Source organism: Tessaracoccus luoxuelianae (genome assembly GCF_054483915.1).
This window is the reverse complement of record NZ_CM137013.1, coordinates 1,772,871-1,792,353: the sequence shown is the minus strand read 5'-3', so window position 1 is coordinate 1,792,353 and position 19,483 is coordinate 1,772,871. Positions and strand designations below refer to the sequence as shown.

The following is a 19,483-nucleotide window of genomic DNA, read 5'->3' as shown; positions in this document are numbered from 1 at the left end:
GAAGGGACGCCGACCGCGGACGCGGCCAGGCAACGGATGTCGTGTCGGGCAGATCCCATGGCCACCACCGGGCAGATTTCATGACCGCCAGCGGGCAACTACATGACCGTCACTGGGCATTTTTCCGTGTCCGCCGACAGCCGGGGAACACACAGCCCTGATCCCGCTCGACGAGTGCGGCCCGGAGGGCGGGGGTGAACAGGCGATGCGTGCGCCCCACGTCCAGTGGCCGCGACGCGGTGCCCAGCACCATCGGGATCAGCCGCGCGTCGCAGGCCAGGCGGCGGGCCTCCCCCGCCGACAAACCATCGACCCCGCCGGCGCCGAGGACGCTGACTTCACCCAGCCCGGTGGTGAGGGTGTCGTAGTTGAGGGCGATGTGGACCTGGGGACGGTCCACCCCATGCGAGGGCAGGGTGCCGCCACTGGCGGCGTGCTGGGTCAGCAGCACCAGGGCGTCGGCGCGGCGCGCGCCGCGGCTCGGGGTCTCGCCGGTGGTGCCGTAGGTGGAGGCCGCGGGCATCAGGGCATCGAGCTGGGCGGTGAGGAGGGCGGCGTCGGCGACGGGGAGTTGGCCGGTGATCCGCATCGACCCGTGGAAATCGGGAGACAAGTGCAGGAACCTGTCGCGCCGCGCCGCGGTCTCTTCCCGGGCCAGACGTGTCGCGTCCTCGGCATCCGACCCGTGGGGGTCGATCACCTCGACCAGCCGCGATGCCAGGATGCGTAGCTCGGTGGGGCCGAGGGTGTCGACGTGGGCCAGGATCAGTTCCTGGCATTCGATCAGCTGGGCGAGGGTCAGGCGCGCCGGGAGTTTCCGCAGCCCGGCGACGATCGCCTCAGCTTGCGCCACCGACACTGAGCCTTCACTCAACGCGGCGCCGATCAGCGGGAACCGGTCCCCCAAATCCTGCGCGAGGCGCAGTGTCGCGGTGTCTTGGGCGGGGGTGGTGCGCACCGACTGCCGCACCCCGTCGATCACCGCGTCCGCGGCCGAGAGCTTGGCCTCGTGGAGGAGGTGCAGACGCAGCCCGGCCAGTTGGGCCTCGGCCTCACTGATGGAGTCCACCAGACCGGCCAGGCGTTGCATCGCGATCTCGTCTGCCCCGATGGATGCGGCGGCGTCCCACAGGGCGGCGATGTATCGCTGCCCCAGGTCTGCCACCGTCTCGCTCATGTGAACAATTCTGTCACCGGCCACCGACAAAACCGGGCCCAGAACCCCGCCCCCGCAGAAGAAAGTTCAGGCAATTTCTGAGCACCCCTGACACGAGCCCCTGGGGCTCATCGCAGCCCTGCAGCCAGGTCAAGATTGCTTGTCAGCATCAGTTACGACCCTTCGAGACGGGCCACGCCGCTCCGCGGGCGGCCCTCCTCAGGGAGCTCGGTTCCCGAGGGGCCCCGTCGCGAAGCAACCGAGGAAGTCTCGGAATATGGAAACCCGCACACTAGAACAAGGGTGATGGACGGCGGGGCGGCACTGCGCAGCGGTGCCCAACCCGACGATCACCCAGCTGGCATCCCGCCCAAGCAGACCCAACCCCGACGCCGCCCTGCCGGCCCGCACCCGGGCCAGGCACGCCACCCCAGACCGAGTGCGGGGAGACGGGAGACGATGCCCGGGCGGCCTCAACACCCCAGCCACCAACCAGACCAGCAGTCGACAACGGGACTCTGGACAACGGCCGCCCGGACATCGACTCACGGCTCACCGCACCCGACCATGAGATTCGCACGAAGGTGGTAGTCACGACCCTTCGAGACGGGCCTCGCCGCTCCGCGGGCGGCCCTCCTCAGGGACCGAAGGGACGAGACACGCACCGCGGGCGGCCCTGCTCAGGGAGCGAAAGGGGACGGGCCTCGCCGCTCCGCGGGCGGCCCTCCTCAGGGACCGAAGGGACGGGACACGCTCCGCGGGCGGCCCTGCTCAGGGAGCGAAAGGGGACGGGCCTCGCCGCTCCGCGGGCGGCCCTCCTCAGGGACCGAAGGGACGGGACACGCTCCGCGGGCGGCCCTGCTCAGGGAGCGGGAGTCGACCTGCCACGCCGCTTCCGCGGGCGGCCCTCCTCAGGGAGCGGGAGTCGACCGGCCACGCCGCTTCCGCGGGCGGCCCTCCTCAGGGAGCGGGAGTCGACCGGCCACGCCGCTTCCGCGGGCGGCCCTCCTCAGGGAGCGGGAGTCGACCGGTCACGCCGCTTCCGCGGGCGGCCCTCCTCAGGGACCGAAAGGGGACGGGCCTCGCCGCTCCGCGGGCGGCCCTCCTCAGGGAGCGAAGGGGACGACCTCGCCGCCAGAACCAGGACCCCAAGGAACCAATGAGGATGCCCCCTAGCCGCCAGGGGTGTCCTCTGCGGCGAGGACCAGACCGTGGTCGCCGTCGACGGTGACCCGCCGACCCGTTGCCAGCGTCGAGGTGCCGTCACCGACCCCCAGCACCGCAGGGAGGCCGTACTCGCGGGCGACGATGGCAGCGTGCGACGCGGGACCGCCGTGATCCACCACGACGGCGGCCGCCACCGCGAACAGTGGCGTCCAGGACGGGTTCGTCGCGGGGCACACCAGCACCTCGCCGGGGCGAAGGGTGGGGAACTCGCTCTGGTTCCTGATGACCCGGACCGCGCCAGTCGCGAGGCCCCCGCCCCCGGGCATGCCCGCAGCGAGGGCCTCACCCGAGGGGCGGCGTGGATACAGCGTCGACGACGCGATGAGGGGGGCGCCGGAGAGTGCCGCGGCAGCGCGTTTCCTCCGCGCGATGGCGTCCCGCAGACTGCCGTCGACGGGGTGATTCGCGGGATCGGGCAGCCGGTCGACCTCGCTCCACACGAGGAACCAGGCGTCCTCCGGCTCGTCGATCGCTCCCTGGAGGGCCATGCGACGACCCATCTCGAGCACCGCGCGGCGGACCGCGGGCATGGTGCGGACCAGCTCGAAGTGTGTGTCCTCGCGAAGCCCGATCCCCTCACGGGCGTCGCTCAGCAACGAGCGGAGCGGGCGGCCGAGCCGGAGTCGGCGCACCCGGGGAAGCTCGAGGACCGCGCTCGCTCCGCTGCCCTCGTCCCTCGACTCACCGGCCGGCTGCCTGGCCAGCACCTGAACCAGGCCGAGGACCGTCGACGGCGAGTCTCCCCACGACGGATCCATCGGGAGGAGGATGCTCCCCGTCTCGCGGTGCCCGAAGCCGGCCATCAGCGCGTCGAGGCCTGTGCGGAACTCGCCATCGCGGGGCAGCGCCTCGACGACGGGGACGAGCTCGGCTGGCGAGAGTGCGGAGAAGTCGCGGGCCAGCGCTGCGTTCGACCGCACGATCTCGGCGAGGGCCTCCAGCGCGGCGTTGGCGCGCATCGTGTCGGTGGTGGCCTCGAGCGCCGCGGACATCGCGCCCTCCGGGGCACCCAGGCGCGGGAGGATCAGACTGAGCACCGCGAGGGCCCGCCCACCCGCGGGGAGGTAGCGGCCGCGGAGCTCGGCGAGCTCGACAGCGAGAACCGAGGCCCGGTGCGGGATGGCGGTCAGCTCCGCCCAGGTCGCCCGCTTGACAGGAAACGCCTGCAGTTCCCTCCCACGGCGAACGATGTCCGGCCATCGAGGGTCGAGGCGCCAGTCCTTCGCCCTGTGCCGCGCGGCCCGCACGAAGGTGCGGACGAGTCGCGCGGGGGTCCTGCGCGTGGGGCGCGGGCTCGGCGGGACCAACTCTCTGAGGACGCCGTCGTTCGCCAGCAGGGAGTCGGCCACGCCCATCCTGACTCCGACGATTGCGTCGGTGAGGCGCTCCAGGTGCGGGAAGACAACCGGCTCGATCCAGGCCGTCAACTCCATCGGCAGGGGGCGGCGGGGCAACAGCTCGAGTACCACCGGCCCGGTCAACCGCTGCACGCGGCTGAGCCGGATCGGCGCAGGCGGCAACGCCGTCATGGGGCGCGACTGAGTGAGAAGGATCGCGTCGCCTGCCAGGGCCCACTCGATGTCCTGCGGGGCGCCGAAGTGCCCGGCCGCCCGTCGGCCCTGCTCCGCCAGGCGGCGCAGGATGGCGTCCGGCAACTCGTGGACGCCCCTGTCTCCCCGCGCCGTCGTCGTCCCGCCACCCGCGGCCGGGAGCACGACCGACTCCCGGTGGCCGATCCGCCGGTCGACGACCGCTCCGTCCGGGCCCACCACCGCGTGGTCCGGAGTCACCGCGCCCGACACCACAGACTCCCCCAACCCCGGGTTGGACTCGACGACGACCCGGTCCCGCGCCCCCGTCACCGGGTGCGCGGTGAACATCACCCCAGCCCACTCCGCGTCGACCATGGTCTGCACCACCACCGCCATCGCGACGGCGTCGTCGGGGATACCGAGCCGGGAGCGATAGGAGATCGCCCGGTCGGTCCACAGTGACGCCCAACAGCCGCGCACCGCGGCGACCACCGCATCGGCCCCGATCACATTGAGAAACGAATCCTGCTGCCCGGCAAAGGTGGCCCCCGGCAGGTCCTCCGCCGTCGCGCTGGACCGCACAGCCACAGGGCCCTCCCCCAGGCTTCGGTACGCCTCCCGGATGGCCGTCTCCACTGCATCCGGTATGGGTGCCGCGGCGATCGCCGCCCTCGTCGGCTGAAGCGGGCCGACGGCGAGCCGGTACGCGTCGGTGGTGACCACGAACCCGGGCGGGACGTCGAACCCGGCGCCGATCAACTCACCGAGGTTGGCGGCCTTGCCACCTGCCAGAGCGAGGTCGTCGCGTGTGAGGTCCGATAGCGGACGGCAGAGGCGCACCATGGGGCCACGCTACCCCCGGCCGGGCGCGGCCCGTCGGCTTCGGGAGTCACAGACATCTGCCGGCGCTGAGGGGCAGAATGACGGCATGGACATCAAGGAGATCCTGCTCAACCACCTCCGATCCTCCCGAGAGGCGCTCCTGTGGAAGACCGAGGGTCTGAGCGAACGCGAGCTCAGACTCCCCCGCACCGTCACCGGGACCAACCTGCTGGGGCTGGTCAAGCACTGCGCCTTCGTGGAGCACGGATACTTCATCGACTGCTTCGCCAGGACCTCCCCCATCGTGATCCCGGCACTGGACTACGGCGCCGACCCCAATGCCGATTTCTACGCCACACGCGACGAGCGGGCCGTGGACCTCGTCCGGCAGTACCGCGAGGTGGGCCAGGTGGTGGACAGCGCCATCGAAGAGATGCCCCTGGAGACGCCTGGCCGCGTCGCCTGGTGGGGCGAGAGGGGCGAGACCACGCTGGCCAGGATCCTCGTTCACGTTCTCAACGACATCACCCGGCACGCGGGGCAGGCCGACATCATCCGGGAGGGGATCGACGGGGCCGCCGGACTACTCAGCGGCAACACGAACCTGTGGGTACCGGCCGAAGGGTGGGCGGCCCACCGCACGATGCTGACCCGGCTCGCGGACGAGGCGTGACCGAGGCTGCTCAGTGAGCCGCGGCGACCAGGTTCTCCACGTCGGCAGGCTTCCTGAGGAACAGCCCCGCGACAACGGCGGCGGTCCAGATGGCTCCGGCCGCCATGAAGGCCCACCGGGCACCCACCAGCAGGGCCTCGGCCTCTGAGGCGGCCGTCGGGGCGGCCGCCGCCGACTGGATGGCGAAGATCGTGACGAAGATGGCCGTGCCCGTGGCGCCCGCGACCTGCTGCACCGTGCCCACGACGGCGGACCCATGGGAGTACAGGTGCCGCGGCAGCGAGCCCAGCGCCACGGTGAACAGCGGGGTGAACATCGACGCGAACCCCACGCTCATCACCACGTGGCCGAGCATGATCGCCCACCACGGGGTGGCCAGGCTGATCGTGGAGTAGAACACGAACACGCCCATCACGACGACGCTCGCCGGCACCACGAGAGCCCTCGGCCCGACCCGGTCGTAGAGCCGGCCGACCACCGGCGACAGGAGCCCCATCGCGATTCCGCCCGGCAGCAGCATCAACCCGACCTGCAGAGGCTCAAGCCCGAACGCCCGCTGGAGCAGGAGCGGCAGCATGATGATGGTCCCGAACAGCGCCATCATCGCGATCGCCATCATCACCACCGCCACCGTGAAGGTGGCGTAGGTGAAAGTCCGCAGGTCCAGCAGCGCCGCGCCGCGGGCCTGGAGCGCGGACTGTCGCGCCACGAAGGCCGCGAGGCCCGCGACGCCGATCCCGATGGCCAGCAGGGGCACCCAGAACTCCACCTCGTCGGACCCGACCAGGCTCAGCCCGTAGACCAGAGGGCCGAACCCCAGCAGGGTGAGCGGCACCGAGACGAGATCCAGGGGCGTGTCCTTCGTCTCCCCCACGTTGGTCAATCGGCGGGAGCCGAGCCACAGCATGAGGAGCGCGATCGGGAGCACGACCCAGAAGATCCCGCGCCACGACGCCACCTGAAGGATCACGCCGGACAGGGTGGGGCCGACGGCGGGGGCCACCGAGATCACCATCGAGACGTTGCCCATCACCCGGCCGCGATGCTCCCGGGTGACGAGTTGCATGATGGTGGTCATCAGCAGCGGCATCATAATGGCGGTGCCGGTGGCCTGGATCACGCGCCCCAGCACCAGGAACCCGAAGCTCGGCGCGACCGCGCATGCCAGTGTCCCGAGGCTGAACAGGCTCAGTGCGAGGACGAACACGCGGCGCGTCGGCAGCCGGTCCAGCAGCCAGCCGGTCACCGGGATGACGACGGCCATGGTCAACATGAACGCGGTGGTGAGCCACTGGGCGGAGCGCTCGGTGATGCCGAGATCGGACATGATCGAACTCAGGGCGACGTTCATGGTGGTCTCGTTCAGGATCACGACGAACGCGGCGACCAGGAGGATGGGGATGACCCTGCGGTCGGTGGGCCGAGGCATATCGGTGGACATGGGAGAGTCCCTTCGTGGCGGTCGGAGTGCGTCCCGCCACACTGCAGCGGTTCGCTAGCGGCGGTACCGCAGCGGGTTGGGACGGCCCGGCGCCTCGGAACCGATCGCCAGGCCCGGGGCAATGAGCCCGCGCCCGCGCAGATCGAGGAGAGCGCTGACCACCCGATCACGCAGCGTAGCCGGTGCGATGGTGTTGAGGTAGACCTTCGTGGCCCCCTCGAACCCGGCCAGCGTCGAGATGCGCCACTTCAGCATCACCCGCCACGGCATCGGGAGGGTGACGTCGATCGGGCGGTAGTGCCATTCCTCGTTGCAGGGGATGGCCGACCCTGTGGCGGCGTGCATGGCGTGGATCATGTCCGACATCCCCCGCACCTCGTCGTCGCGCTGCTCCCACGGGTCGGAGGCCTCGCTGGTGGAGTGGATCTCGATGGTGGGATACCGATGCCCGAATCCCGCGAAGGCGACGGCATAGCCGCTCTCGGCGATGACGAGGTTGCGGCGAGCCGCGTAGTTGGGGCCGGCCTCGTTGAAGAGGTTCGCGTTGCCCCTCAGCCGGGCAAGGGTGGCCTCGTGGTGCGCGCCCCTCTCGTCGATGGTCACGAGTTGTTTGTGCAGGTGGTCGAACGAGGCGCCCGCGGGCTTCAACCAGTTCTGGAACACGGCCACGTAGCGCGCGTACCGGTTGATCTCGTAGGCCATCCGGGCCGACTCGATCGTGTAGGCGACGAATCGGGCGTGCTCGTCGGGGGTGAGGGTCCCGGACGAGGCGAGCTGGGAGTCGTCGGTGGCCCCGTCGACGAAGTGGCGACGGGCCACGATGAGGTCGTGGCCGCCGCCGAAGAACCCGGAGGCGCGGCCGATCCTCTCCTCCTCGGGGAGGGCCGCGATCTCGGCGTCGGTCATCCCGGAGGCGCGCAGCTTGGCGCCGATGACGCTGAGGACGTGAGCCTTGCCCTCGGCTGAGGCAAGGTACGCGTCGCGGCGCAGGCGCACCCGGTCCGGCAGCTCGAACCCGTAGTTCTGATGCCAGTAGTCGAAGCTCAGGATCTCGAACAGGTTGGGGACGCGCCGGAACTCAGCGACGGTGGCGAAGAGGTCCTCCGCGGGGTTCCGGTAGATCGTCTTCCAGCCACGCTCCCCCAGGATCACGCGGGACTTCTCCGGCGGAGTCTCCAGGTAACGCTCCTCGCAGAACGGGCAGTGCCGGCCGTGCAGCCCGGGATCCACCGGCCGCGGTTCGTGGACGGGAAGGCCGAGCGGGCGGTTGGCCCGCCCCGCGACCGTCCACACCTCGGTGCCGGTGAGGGGATTGATCTGCTTGACGGTGCCATCGCGCAGCACAGTGACGTAATCCGGCTCCCGGGCGAAGGGCTGCATCCCCCGACGATAGTGCGCAGTGGCGGGCTGCGGAGGCTTGCTCGGCAGCTCCTACTGTTCGTCGAGCGAGGAGAACGCGGCGAGGCGCCGCTGGGGCGCCGTCAATCGCAGCGAATTCTGGCGCAGGACACTAGAACAGGAGCGGGTCGATGGCCACCGCGAGGAACAGCAGGGCCAGATAGGTGTTGCTCCAGTGGAACAGCCGCATTGCCTTGAGCTGGGGCCCCTCGGCGCCCGCCCTGGCTCTACGCCACAGCGCCACGGCCTCGGCGAGGAACACCGCGCCCAGCACGCCCGCGACAATCGGGTACAGCGGCCCGGTGGGGGTGACGGGCCACAGCAGCAGCGACACCACGACGGTGGCCAGCGTGTACCAGAAGATCTGAGCGGCGACCCGCGGCGGGGTCGACACCACCGGCAGCATCGGCACCCCGGCTGCCGCATAGTCCTCGCGGTAACGGAAGGCCAGCGCCCACGTGTGCGGTGGCGTCCAGAGGAAGACGACGGCGAACAGGATCAGCGGCGGCCAGGCGACGCTGCCCGTCACAGCTGTCCAGCCGATGAGCGGCGGGAAGCAGCCCGCGATGCCGCCCCACACGATGTTCTGCCAGGTGCGGCGCTTGAGCCACATGGTGTAGACGAACACGTAGAACGCGTTCGCGGTGAGCGCCAGGACGGCGGAGAGCCAGTTGGCGCCGAATCCGAGCACGAGCGTGGCAAGGACTCCGAGCACGACACCGAAGACCAGCGCGTTGCGCGTGGAGACCTGGTGTCGCGGGACGGGTCGGCGGCGGGTGCGCCGCATCACCTCGTCGATGTCCGCGTCGATCACGCAATTGAAGGTGTTGGCCGACGCCGCGGCGAACAGCCCGCCGATCATGACCACCACGATCAGCTCCCACGGCGGCAGCCCGCCGGCCGCCAGGAACATCGCCGGAGCGGTGGTGACGAGCAGCAGTTCGATGATGCGCGGCTTGGTCAGGGCAACATACGCCTTGACCACATCCCAGAAGCGGGCCCCCGAGGACGCAGCGACAGAGCCGACCGCCACATGCACCTCATTCCCTCACCTTCGCTCCCGGCAGTCTATCTCGCCCGATGGGGGGCACCCAAAGCGCGGCGCGGGATCCGTTCCCCCGCTGCCCTCGCAGGGATAGGGTTGGCGACGATGAACAGCTACGAGAACCCACTGCGCGATCCGCAGGACCGACGGCTCCCCCGGATCGCCGGGCCCTGCGTCCTCGTCATCTTCGGGGTGACCGGGGACCTGTCCCGCAAGAAGCTGATGCCGGCCGTCTACGATCTTGCCAATCGCGGCATGCTTCCCCCCGGCTTCGGCCTGGTGGGATTCGCGCGCCGGGACTGGGCGGACCAGGACTTTGCGCAGGTCGTCCACGATGCGGTGAAGGAGAACGCGCGCACACCCTTCCGGGAGGAGGTGTGGGAGCAGCTCCTGGAAGGCATCCGGTTCGTCTCCGGCACGTTCGACGACGACGAGTCGTTCGAGCGGCTGCGCGGCACCATCCGGGAGCTGGACACTGCCCGCGGCACCGGCGGAAACCACGCGTTCTACCTGTCCATCCCCCCGTCGAGCTTCGAGCAGGTGATGACGCAGCTGCGGCGCCACGGCATGACCGAGCGCTCCGAAGGCAACTGGAACCGGGTGGTCATCGAGAAGCCGTTCGGCCACAACCTGGCCTCGGCGCGCGAGCTCGACGACGTGGTCTCAGCGCTGTTTCAACCCCATGAGGTGTTCCGCATCGATCACTACCTGGGGAAGGAGACGGTGCAGAACATGCTGGCGCTGCGCTTCGCCAACCAGATGTTCGAGCCGATCTGGAACAACCACTACGTCAGCCACGTCGAGATCACGATGGCCGAGGACATCGGCATCGGTGGCCGCGCCGGCTACTTCGACGGGATCGGCATCGCCCGCGACGTCATCCAGAACCACCTCCTCCAGCTCTTGGCGCTGACGGCGATGGAGGAGCCCACCTCGTTCGAGGCCAGCCAGCTGCGTGCCGAGAAGCAGAAGGTCCTCGCCGCGGCCCGCGTCCCCTCGCGATACGACCTGCACACCGCGCGCGGCCAGTACGCCGCCGGATGGCAGGGCGGCAAGCCCGTGATCGGGTACCTGCAGGAGGAGGGCGTGCCGGAGGGCTCGAAGACGGAGACCTACGCCGCGATGCGCGTGGACATCGACAACCGCCGCTGGGCCGGGGTGCCCTTCTACCTCCGCTCCGCCAAGCGCATGCCCCGCCGCGTCACGGAGGTGGCGCTGAGCTTCAAGCGGGCACCCCACCTGCCCTTCACCGCCACTGATACCGAGGAGCTCGGAACCAACGCCCTCGTGATGCGGATCCAGCCCGACGAGGGGGTCACGCTCCGGTTCGGGGCCAAGGTCCCCGGCACCCAGATGGAGATCCGGGAGGTGTCGATGGACTTCGGCTACGGGGGGTCGTTCACCGAATCGTCCCCGGAGGCCTACGAGCGGCTCATCCTCGACGTCCTGCTCGGCGACCCGCCGCTGTTCCCGCAGCAGGAGGAGGTGGAGCTCAGCTGGAGCATCCTGGACCCGGTGATCGAGTACTGGGCCTCCGTCGAGGGTCAACCTGAGCAGTACGCGTCCGGCACCTGGGGCCCCGCCTCCGCATACGAGATGCTGGCCCGTGACGGTTTCAACTGGCGTAGGCCCTGAGGAGGATTGTCATGATCATCGAACTGACCGACACGTCGTCCCGAGAAGTGGCGTCCGCCCTCATCAGCGCCAAGCGCACCGCTGGGGCCAGCGGCCTCGTGCTGACCCTCCTCATCGTCACCACTGACGGGCACTTCGACGAGGTGCTAGAGGCCGCGAAGGCCTCAGCCACCGCCCACCCGTCGCGGGTCATCCTCGTGACCTACGTGGAGGCCGACCAGGCCCGGCTCGACGCGACCATCGAGGTGGGCGAGGGCCTTCCCGGGGATCTCGTCGTGTTGAGGCTCCACGGGGAGCTGCGCCACCACGGGGACTCGATCTGCCTTCCGCTGCTGCTGCCGGACTCCCCGACCATCGTGTGGTGGCCGCACGAGGCGCCGGACCATCTCGCCGACGACCCCATCGGTGGCCTCGCCGATCGGCGCATCACAGACGCGGCCGGCTGTCACGACCCTCAGGATGCGCTGCTGCGCCGCGCCCGCAACCACGCCCCAGGCGACACTGACCTCACCTGGACCCGGCTGACCCGGTGGCGCGCCCTGCTCGCGGCGGCCATGGACCAGACGCGCTCCGAGGTCATCGGCGCCATGGTCTCCGCCGCCCCGGACAACGCCCCCGCGACACTCCTGTCCGCGTGGCTGAGCGACAGGCTCGACGTCCACGTCGAACGCCGTGACGGCGACCAGCCCGGCGTCAACGAGGTGCGGCTCACCACCCTCGAGGGCGACATCACGGTGCGTCGCGTGGCGGAGGGCACCGCCCTCTACCAGGTGCCGCATCAACCGCAGCGCACCGTCGCACTCAGGCGCCGGCCGCTGACGGACCTCCTGACCGAGGAACTGCAACGCATGGACGCCGACGACATCTTCGAGGCGGCCACGAGCCGTCTCGTGGCCGACGCCGAGGGGCGCTGAGGTGTACACCCGAGTGGTCCGGATGCCGGGCGCGGACGAGGTGAGCCACCTGGTGGCGCAGCGGTTGCTGGACCGCCTCGTCGAGCTTCAGGACACCCAGCCGATCGTGCACGTCTGCCTGACCGGGGGCAATGCCGCCAACGCCATGTATGAACGCTTCGCCGAGCTGGCCGTGGGCTCAGACCTCGACGCCGCGAAACTGCAGCTGTGGTGGGGCGACGAACGGTTCGTCCCCGCGACGGATCCGGAGCGCAACTCGCTGCAGGCGGTGTCGCGGCTGGCCCGAACCGTGTCCATCAAGTCGGCCGACACCCACATGATGGCCGCGCAGGACGGGCGGAAGGACTCGCACGAGTGCGCCGCGGAGTACGAGGCCGAACTGGGTGCCACCCATTTCGACATCATGCTGCTGGGCGTCGGGGAGGACGGACACGTCGCCTCGATCTTCCCGGGGCACCCGAGCTTCGATCCCACTACGCGCAGCGTGATCGGCGTCACGGATGCACCCAAGCCCCCGACGGAGCGGATCTCGCTCACCATCCCGGCGCTCAACAGGTCCACGGAGATGTGGATCATGGCCACCGGTGCGGCCAAGGCCGGCGCCGTCGCCGGGGCCCTGCAGGGGGATCGGAGGCTTCCCGCCTCTCACGTGCGCGGGGAGAAGGTCACCCTGTGGTATCTGGATGACGCCGCCGCGAGCGGCCTTCCTGCGCAGTACAGCTGCCCGTTCTGAGCAGGCAGCTGCACCGCAGGGGACTCAGTAGATGACCTCGCCGGAGGCGCGGCGCGCGCGCAGGGCGGACACGGCCTCTTCCAGGATCTGGGCAGCTTCCGCGTCGGTGCGGCGCTCCTTCACGTAGGCCAGGTGCGTCTTGTAGGGGGTGATCTTCGGCGGCGGCGGCGGATTGTCTGCGTCCATGTTCGCCGGGAGCCCGCAGCGGGGGCAGTCCCACGACTCGGGGATCGGCGCATCGACGGCGAAGGCCGGCCGGGTCACATGCCCACTGGCGCAGAAGTACGAGACGTGGAGCCGCGGCGCGGTATCGCCACGCTCTGCCTCACCCATCGGTCCGGCGCCGACACGGCTGCCGCGAATGGCGTTGCCACTTGCCACTTGTGTTCTCCTTGAGACGTGATGAAGGGGTCGTGCCGGGTCAGGCGCCGATGCGGTACAGCACCAGCAGCCCGATGATCGTCAGAAGCCAGACCAGCGACAACACGACCGTGATCCGGTCCAGCCGGCGCTCCGCCGTCGACGCTCCACCCATGGAGGTCGACATGCCGCCGCCGAAGAGATCAGACATTCCGCCGCCACGACTTTTGTGGAGGAGGACGGTGGCCGCGAGGAGGACGCTGAGGACAATCGCGATGATTGAGAGCGTCGTCACCGGCCAAGACACGAGGGGGACAATCACGCCGTACAGACTATCCGACGACGACCGGTTATCCACATTCGCCCCCGCCTGTCCGGCCCTGGACGGCGCAGTGGGCCGCAACGCCGGCGGCGCGGGACCTATCGTCCCGCGCCGCCCGCCTGCTTGCTTTTCTCAGAGCTGGTAGAACCGCACGATGGCCGCGAACTCATCGGGCTTCAAGGCGGCACCCCCGACGAGGGCACCGTCGACGTCCGGCTTGCTCATGATCTGGGCCACGTTGTCCGCCTTGACGGAACCGCCGTACTGGATGCGCACGGACTCGGCCGTGGGCTCGTCGTAGAGCGCGGCGACCTCCTTGCGGATGGCGCCACACACCTCCTGCGCGTCGTCCGGGGTGGCCACCTCGCCGGTGCCGATGGCCCACACGGGCTCATAGGCGATGACGAGGCCGGCGACCTGCTCGGCCGTCAGACCGGCCAGGGTGCCGCGCACCTGATCGAGGGTGTACTCGACGTGGCGCCCCTCCTTGCGGATGTCCAGACCCTCGCCCACGCAGATGATCGGCGTGATGCCCGCGGCCAGGGCCTTGGCGGCCTTGGCGTTGATGATCTCGTCGGTGTCGCCGAAGTACTGGCGACGCTCGGAGTGGCCGACGACCACGTAGCTGACGCCGAGCTTCGTGAGCATCGAGGTGGAGATCTCGCCGGTGTAGGCGCCGTTGTCGAACTGCGACACGTTCTGCGCGCCCAGCTGGAACGGCAGGCGGTCGCCGTCGATCAGGGTGCGCACCGTGCGCAGGTCCGTGAACGGCGGGATGAGGACGGCCTCGGACTTCGAGGGGTCGTAGTCCTTGTCCAGCAGTGCGTAGTGAATCTTCTCCACCAGTCCAGTGGCCTCGATGTGGTCGACGTTCATCTTCCAGTTACCGGCCATGATCGGCTTGCGGGTCATCAGTTGTCCTCCTCCAGAACGGAAATGCCGGGCAGTTCTTTGCCCTCCAGGAACTCGAGGGAGGCGCCGCCGCCCGTCGAGATGTGGCCGAACTCGTCGTCGGCGTGGCCGAGGACCCGCACGGCCGCGGCGGAGTCTCCGCCACCGACCACCGAGAGACCCTCGACCTTGGTCAGCGCCTTGGCCACAGCGGCCGTGCCGTGCGACAGGGCCTCGATCTCGAACACGCCCATGGGGCCGTTCCAGAACACCGTCTTGGCGCCGGTGATGGCGTCCGCGAACAGCTTTTCGGACTCGGGGCCGATGTCAAGGCCCTGCTTCCCGGCGGGGATGGAATGAGCCGAGACGACGTCCACGTCGCCCTTGACCTCCCGGGCGTCGAAGTCCATCCCGTCGGCGATGCGCACGTCGACCGGCAGCAGGATCGTCTTGCCCTTGGCCTTGGCCTCCTCCAGGTAGCCGCGGCAGGTCTCCAGGTTGGTCTCGTCGAGCAGGGAGTCACCGATCTCGTGGCCCTGGGCCTTGAGGAACGTGAACACCATGCCGCCGCCGATGACGAGAGTGTCGGCCACCTTGAGCAGGTTGTCGATCACCGACAGCTTGTCCGCGACCTTCGCGCCACCCAGCACCACGACGAAGGGGCGCTCGGGGGTCTCGGTGAGCCGACGCAGCACGTCGACCTCCTTGGCCACGAGGTAGCCGGCCGCGTTGGGGAGCAGTTTCGCCACATCGTAGACGGAGGCCTGCTTGCGGTGCACCACGCCGAAGCCGTCGGAGATGAACAGGTCACCGAAGGCCGCGTACTTGGCGGCGAGCTCCTGGCGGGCTGCCTCGTCCTTGGACTCCTCGGCCGGCTCGTAGCGCACGTTCTCGAGCAGGGCCACCTCGCCGTCGGCGAGCGCGTCGACGGTGGCCTTGGCGGACTCGCCGACGACGTCGTCGGCGAGCTTCACCTCGGCGCCGAGCAACTCACCGAGCCGCTTTGCGACCGGAGCCAACGAGTACTTGGGGTTGACCTGCCCCTTGGGGCGGCCGAGGTGGGCCATGACTACGACGCGGGCGCCGGCGTCGCGCAGGGCGTTGAGGGTGGGGAGCGCGGCGCGGATGCGGCCGTCGTCCCCGATGTTCTTGTCAGCGTCCAGGGGGACGTTGAAATCGCAGCGGATGAGTACCCGCGTGCCGTGGAGATCGCCCAGATCTGCAACAGACTTCACAGTGAGCCTTTCTTTGGTCGGTGTTGTTCGGTGGGGCGACGACGGCCCTGCGACCCCCGCGGGGATCACAGGGCCGTCGTTCAGACCACTGGGAGTCGGATCAGAGCTTCGAGCCGACCAGGACGGACAGGTCGACGAGGCGGTTGGAGTAGCCCCACTCGTTGTCGTACCAGCCGAGCACCTTGACCTGGTTGCCGATCACCTTGGTGAGCTTGGAGTCGAACACGCAGGACGCGGGATCCGTCTCGATGTCCTTGCTGACGATCTCGTCGTCGGTGTAGACGAGGAACCGGCCGTCTGCGGCCGCCTTGACGATCGCGTTGATCTCCTCGACGGTGGTCTCGCGGGCGGCCTCGAAGGTGAGGTCCGTGGCGGAGCCGGTGGGGGTGGGCACGCGCATGGCGTAGCCGTCCAGCTTGCCCTTGAGCTCGGGGAGCACCAGGGACACGGCCTTGGCGGCACCGGTGGTGGTGGGCACCATGTTGAGGGCGGCGGCGCGCGAACGACGCAGGTCGCTGTGTGGGCCGTCCTGCAGGTTCTGGTCCTGGGTGTAGGCGTGGATGGTGGTCATCAGGCCCTTGACGATGCCGATGCCGTCGTTGAGCGCCTTGGCCATCGGGGCGAGGCAGTTGGTGGTGCACGAAGCGTTCGAGATGATCGTGTGCGCCGCGGCGTCGTACTTGTCGTCGTTGACGCCCATCACGATGGTGATGTCTTCGTTCTTGGCCGGGGCCGAGATGATGACCTTCTTGGCGCCGGCAGTGATGTGGGCCTTGGCCTTGGTGGCGTCGGTGAAGAAGCCGGTGGACTCGATGACGATGTCGACGCCGAGGTCCGCCCAGGGGAGCTGGGCCGGGTCGCGCTCGGCGAAGGCCTTGATCTCCTTGCCGTCGACGGTCAGGGCGTCGTCGTCGTAGCTGATCTCGCCGGGAAAGCGACCGAGGATCGAGTCGTACTTGAGCAGGTGGGCCAGCGTCTTGTTGTCGGTCAGGTCGTTGACTGCGACGACATCAAGATCGGCACCCGACGCGACGAGCGCGCGGAAGAAGTTACGGCCGATACGGCCAAAGCCGTTGATTGCAACCTTAACGGTCATGAGGAAATCGATCCCTTTCAGCTACCTTGCGCGAAAAAGCGCATGTGGACGCCTTCATCCTAACCAGTTGTGGCCTTCAGGGAAGATGGGGGGTCAGTTTCGCCTGACCTCTACTTCGCGGTCATTCGTCGTCGCGGAGATCCGCGGGCAGGCTGGCCTCCGTCGTGGGGATGCCCATGTCCTCTGCCTGCTTGTCCGCCGTGGCCAGGAGCCGACGGATGCGGCCCGCCACCGCGTCCTTGGTGAGGGGCGGTTCGTGGAGGCTGCCCAGCTCCTCCAGGCTCGCCTGGCGGTGCGCGAGCCGCAGCTCGCCTGCGGTCCGCAGGTGCTCCGGGGCATCGTCGCCGAGGATCTCCAGGGCGCGCTCCACCCGTGCGCTCGCCGCGACAGCCGCGCGGGCCGACCGACGGAGGTTCGCGTCGTCGAAGTTGGCCAGGCGGTTCACGCTCGCTCGGACCTCGCGCCGCTTGCGCCGCTCCTCCCAGGCGAGCCGGGTCTCTCCCGCACCCATGCGGGTGAGCAGTTCTGCGATGGCGTCGCCGTCGCGGATGACGACCCGGTCGATCCCGCGCACCTCGCGCGCCTTCACCGCGACACCGACCCGTCGGGCGGCGCCGACGAGCGCGAGCGCGGCCTCCGAGCCGGGGCAGGTGATCTCCAGCGCCATCGACCGGCCGGGTTCGGTGAGCGAGCCTCGGGCCAGGAAGGCACCGCGCCACATGGCCACGGCATCAGCCACAGACCCGCCCACGACCGAGGGCGGCAGGCCGCGGACGGGGCGGCGGTGCTGGTCGACCAGGCCGCTGAGCCTGGCCAGCTGTTCGCCGTCGCGCACCACGCGCAGCGTGTAGCGGGGGCCGCGCCTGACGCCGGAGCCGTTGATCACGAGCAGATCGCTCTCGACGTTGTAGAGCTCGGTGATGAAGGTGCGCAGACGGCGGGCCGCGGCGCCGGTGTCCAGCTCGGCCTCCACGACGATCCGACCCCCCACCAGGTGCAGCCCTCCCGCGAACCGCAGCAGGGCGGCAACCTCCGCGCGGCGCACTGACGGGTGAGGCGCGACGACCGTCGCGAGCTCGGACTTCACCTTTTGTGTCAGCGCCATGCTGGCAGTCTGCCACACCCTCCAGAGCGCCCGTCAGCCGCCGATGACCTCACTGAACACGGCGGCCAGCCGGTTGGGGTCGTGCGTGGGAGAGCCGTCGCGGGCCATGATGTCTGCCGTGACAAGGCGTCCGCCGAGCGAGTGGACGTAGGCCGCGAGGTGCTCGTCGGTGTCGGCGAAGCGGCCGTCGGCGATCACCACGTCGAGCGTGAGGCCAGGCGCGTGCTCGGCGAGGAGCTCGATGTGGCGCGACGCCGAGAACCCGTCGGTCTCCTCCGCTGAGGCGATGTTGAGGACGAGGATCCGCTGCGCGGAGGTCTCGAGCAGGGCGCGCGCCAGATCTGGCACCAGGAGATGCGGGATCACGCTGGTGAACCACGAACCGGGGCCCAACACCACGCTGTCCGCCTCGCGGATCGCGGAGATCACCTCCGGGCGCGCGGGGGGACGGTGGGGAATCAGCCTCACCGACTGGACCGTGGCGCGCGTCTTCGCGACGGTGGCCTGCCCGGACAGGGTGCACACCTCGTCGGGGGCCATCGGGTCCAGCCCCACCACATCGGCCTCGATCTCCAGCGGCACGGAGCTCATCGGCAGCACCCGGCCGCGGGTCCGCAGGAGGTCCCCGACCATGTCCAGGGCGGCGACCGGATCGTCGAGTTGCTGCCAGAGGCCGGCGATGAGGAGGTTGCCGATGGCATGACCGCCGAGCGGACCCTCTCCATGGAAGCGGGCCTGCAGCACACTGGCCCAGGTCCGGCCCACGTGATCGTCCGAGCAGAGCGCCGCCAGCGCCATCCGGAGGTCACCGGGCGGGAGGCAACCCAGCTCCTGACGCAGACGACCCGACGAGCCGCCGTCGTCGGCGACCGTCACCACCGCCGTCAACCGGTCGGTGACACGCCGCAGGGCGGTCAGCGACGCGGCCAGCCCATGTCCACCGCCCAGCGCCACCACTCGGGGAAGCCGCTGAAGGGTCATTCCTTGCCCAGGTCCCGGTGGAGAACCGTGGTGGGGAAGCCCTTCTCGCGGAGCCTGACCGCGAACTCCTCGCTCATGGAGGTGGAGCGGTGCTTGCCGCCCGTGCAGCCGATGGCGACGGTGACCTGGCGCTTCCCCTCCGCGAGGTATCCGGGGGCAACCGTCTCCACCAGGTTGAGCATGGCCCCCAGGAAGTGCTGGGCCGCGTCGTGCTTGAGCACGTACTGCGCCACGTCCTTACTGAGGCCGGACTTCGGGCGCAGCTCCGGGATCCAGAAGGGGTTGGGCAGGAAGCGCACGTCGAAGACCATGTCGGCGTCGATCGGCACCCCGTTCTTGAAACCGAAGGAGATCAGCGCGATCTTCAGTTTGTCCGTCGCCTCGTCACCGAAGTGGTTCGACACCCGTTGGGTGAGCTGCCGCGCCGACAGGTACGTGGTGTCCACGACGATGTCGGCCTCCGCGCGGAGGTCGGCGAGCAGCCGCCGCTCCCGGTCGATGCCCTCGATGAGCCGGTCCCCACCCTGCAGCGGGAGGGGACGACGGTTGGACTCCTGCCTGCGCACGATCACGTCGTCGGCGGCCTCGAGGAACACGCTGGTCACCGAGGCCCCTTCGGACTTCAGCCGCTTGATGGCGTCGGGCAACTGCTCGAACTGCTCGCGCGAGCGCACGTCCGCCACCACGGCGATCCGCACCACCCCATAGCCACGCAGGGTCTGGGCGAGCGTCGGCAGCATCACGGGCGGGAGGTTGTCCACGACATACCAGCCCAGGTCCTCCATGGTGTGAGCTGCGGTGCGACGGCCCGCGCCGGACAGGCCGGTGATGATGGCGATCTCCTGCGTGGCATCGGTCATGGCGTCAGCCTAGTAGCCGGAGCGCCAGTGAGCGCCCCCACGCTGGGCGAACCCGGA

17 protein-coding genes are annotated in these 19,483 nt (G+C 69.7%); 4 read left to right on the top strand and 13 right to left on the bottom strand.

The genetic code is table 11. The features are described from left to right. Positions 1-109 precede the first annotated feature (109 nt). The gene (locus tag ACX1D1_RS07950; protein ID WP_459054234.1) at positions 110-1,177 is read right to left on the bottom strand and encodes a DUF222 domain-containing protein; all 1,068 of its coding nucleotides are present in this window, start codon (positions 1,175-1,177) and stop codon (positions 110-112) included. 1,151 nt (positions 1,178-2,328) lie between these two features. Then, complete coding sequence (locus tag ACX1D1_RS07945; RefSeq protein ID WP_459054233.1) at positions 2,329-4,758, bottom strand: PEP/pyruvate-binding domain-containing protein; 2,430 nt, start codon at positions 4,756-4,758, stop codon at positions 2,329-2,331. A gap of 85 nt (positions 4,759-4,843) precedes the next feature. Between ACX1D1_RS07945 and ACX1D1_RS07940 the strand changes: the two genes are divergently transcribed. Then, the gene (locus ACX1D1_RS07940; RefSeq protein ID WP_182799998.1) at positions 4,844-5,410 is read left to right on the top strand and encodes a DinB family protein; all 567 of its coding nucleotides are present in this window, start codon (positions 4,844-4,846) and stop codon (positions 5,408-5,410) included. A gap of 10 nt (positions 5,411-5,420) precedes the next feature. On the opposite strand, the gene ACX1D1_RS07935 is transcribed toward ACX1D1_RS07940, so the two are convergent. From ACX1D1_RS07935 to ACX1D1_RS07925, 3 genes are all read right to left on the bottom strand, one after another. Then, a complete protein-coding gene (locus ACX1D1_RS07935) occupies positions 5,421-6,851 on the bottom strand; it encodes an MDR family MFS transporter (RefSeq protein ID WP_182799999.1) in 1,431 nt (476 codons plus the stop codon). A 54-nt stretch (positions 6,852-6,905) separates the two neighbouring features. Next, positions 6,906-8,231, bottom strand: coding sequence for a DUF4921 family protein (locus tag ACX1D1_RS07930; protein WP_459054232.1), 1,326 nt, complete (start codon positions 8,229-8,231; stop codon positions 6,906-6,908). Positions 8,232-8,361: 130 nt separating this feature from the next. Beyond that, positions 8,362-9,288: a heme o synthase gene (locus ACX1D1_RS07925; protein WP_182783056.1), complete on the bottom strand. Its 927-nt coding sequence runs from the start codon at positions 9,286-9,288 to the stop codon at positions 8,362-8,364. A 111-nt stretch (positions 9,289-9,399) separates the two neighbouring features. Between ACX1D1_RS07925 and zwf the strand changes: the two genes are divergently transcribed. The 3 genes from zwf to pgl are packed head-to-tail and all read left to right on the top strand — an operon-like array spanning position 9,400 to position 12,576. Next, complete coding sequence (gene zwf, locus ACX1D1_RS07920; protein WP_220489349.1) at positions 9,400-10,929, top strand: glucose-6-phosphate dehydrogenase; 1,530 nt, start codon at positions 9,400-9,402, stop codon at positions 10,927-10,929. Between the two features lie 11 nt (positions 10,930-10,940). Continuing rightward, the gene (locus ACX1D1_RS07915) at positions 10,941-11,843 is read left to right on the top strand and encodes a glucose-6-phosphate dehydrogenase assembly protein OpcA (protein WP_182783058.1); all 903 of its coding nucleotides are present in this window, start codon (positions 10,941-10,943) and stop codon (positions 11,841-11,843) included. A gap of 1 nt (position 11,844) precedes the next feature. After that, positions 11,845-12,576, top strand: a complete 732-nt coding sequence (gene pgl / locus ACX1D1_RS07910) for a 6-phosphogluconolactonase (protein WP_459054230.1) — start codon at positions 11,845-11,847, stop codon at positions 12,574-12,576. Positions 12,577-12,600: 24 nt separating this feature from the next. Here the strand turns inward: pgl and ACX1D1_RS07905 are convergent, their stop codons facing one another. The 8 genes from ACX1D1_RS07905 to rapZ all read right to left on the bottom strand — a co-directional run bounded on the left by ACX1D1_RS07905 (position 12,601) and on the right by rapZ (position 19,426). Next, the gene (locus tag ACX1D1_RS07905; RefSeq protein ID WP_182783060.1) at positions 12,601-12,957 is read right to left on the bottom strand and encodes an RNA polymerase-binding protein RbpA; all 357 of its coding nucleotides are present in this window, start codon (positions 12,955-12,957) and stop codon (positions 12,601-12,603) included. A 40-nt stretch (positions 12,958-12,997) separates the two neighbouring features. Then, entirely contained in the window at positions 12,998-13,258 is a 261-nt protein-coding gene (gene secG / locus ACX1D1_RS07900; RefSeq protein WP_370585751.1) for a preprotein translocase subunit SecG, read from the bottom strand. Between the two features lie 132 nt (positions 13,259-13,390). Continuing rightward, positions 13,391-14,170, bottom strand: a complete 780-nt coding sequence (gene tpiA, locus ACX1D1_RS07895) for a triose-phosphate isomerase (protein ID WP_459054229.1) — start codon at positions 14,168-14,170, stop codon at positions 13,391-13,393. Continuing rightward, complete coding sequence (locus ACX1D1_RS07890) at positions 14,170-15,384, bottom strand: phosphoglycerate kinase (protein WP_182783062.1); 1,215 nt, start codon at positions 15,382-15,384, stop codon at positions 14,170-14,172. The genes tpiA and ACX1D1_RS07890 overlap by 1 nt, the downstream gene beginning before the upstream one ends. A gap of 100 nt (positions 15,385-15,484) precedes the next feature. Then, positions 15,485-16,480: a type I glyceraldehyde-3-phosphate dehydrogenase gene (gap, locus tag ACX1D1_RS07885; protein ID WP_459054228.1), complete on the bottom strand. Its 996-nt coding sequence runs from the start codon at positions 16,478-16,480 to the stop codon at positions 15,485-15,487. A gap of 121 nt (positions 16,481-16,601) precedes the next feature. Then, the gene (gene whiA, locus ACX1D1_RS07880; protein ID WP_182800003.1) at positions 16,602-17,585 is read right to left on the bottom strand and encodes a DNA-binding protein WhiA; all 984 of its coding nucleotides are present in this window, start codon (positions 17,583-17,585) and stop codon (positions 16,602-16,604) included. Positions 17,586-17,618: 33 nt separating this feature from the next. Continuing rightward, positions 17,619-18,566 carry a gluconeogenesis factor YvcK family protein gene (locus tag ACX1D1_RS07875; protein WP_459054227.1) on the bottom strand — a complete coding sequence of 316 codons (948 nt, stop codon included), beginning with the start codon at positions 18,564-18,566 and terminating at the stop codon, positions 17,619-17,621. Further along, positions 18,563-19,426, bottom strand: coding sequence for an RNase adapter RapZ (rapZ, locus tag ACX1D1_RS07870; RefSeq protein WP_182783066.1), 864 nt, complete (start codon positions 19,424-19,426; stop codon positions 18,563-18,565). Before rapZ ends, ACX1D1_RS07875 begins: the two co-directional genes overlap by 4 nt. Positions 19,427-19,483 lie beyond the last annotated feature (57 nt).

What these genes read in the sequence shown, in the direction of transcription:
- whiA (WP_182800003.1), bottom strand. Translation starts at nt 17,585, where the DNA reads ATGGCGCTGACACAAAAGGTGAAGTCCGAGCTCGCGACGGTCGTCGCG.
- zwf (WP_220489349.1), top strand. Translation starts at nt 9,400, where the DNA reads ATGAACAGCTACGAGAACCCACTGCGCGATCCGCAGGACCGACGGCTC.
- ACX1D1_RS07930 (WP_459054232.1), bottom strand. Translation starts at nt 8,231, where the DNA reads ATGCAGCCCTTCGCCCGGGAGCCGGATTACGTCACTGTGCTGCGCGAT.
- ACX1D1_RS07935 (WP_182799999.1), bottom strand. Translation starts at nt 6,851, where the DNA reads ATGTCCACCGATATGCCTCGGCCCACCGACCGCAGGGTCATCCCCATC.
- ACX1D1_RS07875 (WP_459054227.1), bottom strand. Translation starts at nt 18,566, where the DNA reads ATGACCCTTCAGCGGCTTCCCCGAGTGGTGGCGCTGGGCGGTGGACAT.
- ACX1D1_RS07940 (WP_182799998.1), top strand. Translation starts at nt 4,844, where the DNA reads ATGGACATCAAGGAGATCCTGCTCAACCACCTCCGATCCTCCCGAGAG.
- ACX1D1_RS07950 (WP_459054234.1), bottom strand. Translation starts at nt 1,177, where the DNA reads ATGAGCGAGACGGTGGCAGACCTGGGGCAGCGATACATCGCCGCCCTG.
- ACX1D1_RS07945 (WP_459054233.1), bottom strand. Translation starts at nt 4,758, where the DNA reads ATGGTGCGCCTCTGCCGTCCGCTATCGGACCTCACACGCGACGACCTC.
- tpiA (WP_459054229.1), bottom strand. Translation starts at nt 14,170, where the DNA reads ATGACCCGCAAGCCGATCATGGCCGGTAACTGGAAGATGAACGTCGAC.
- ACX1D1_RS07915 (WP_182783058.1), top strand. Translation starts at nt 10,941, where the DNA reads ATGATCATCGAACTGACCGACACGTCGTCCCGAGAAGTGGCGTCCGCC.
- gap (WP_459054228.1), bottom strand. Translation starts at nt 16,480, where the DNA reads ATGACCGTTAAGGTTGCAATCAACGGCTTTGGCCGTATCGGCCGTAAC.
- rapZ (WP_182783066.1), bottom strand. Translation starts at nt 19,426, where the DNA reads ATGACCGATGCCACGCAGGAGATCGCCATCATCACCGGCCTGTCCGGC.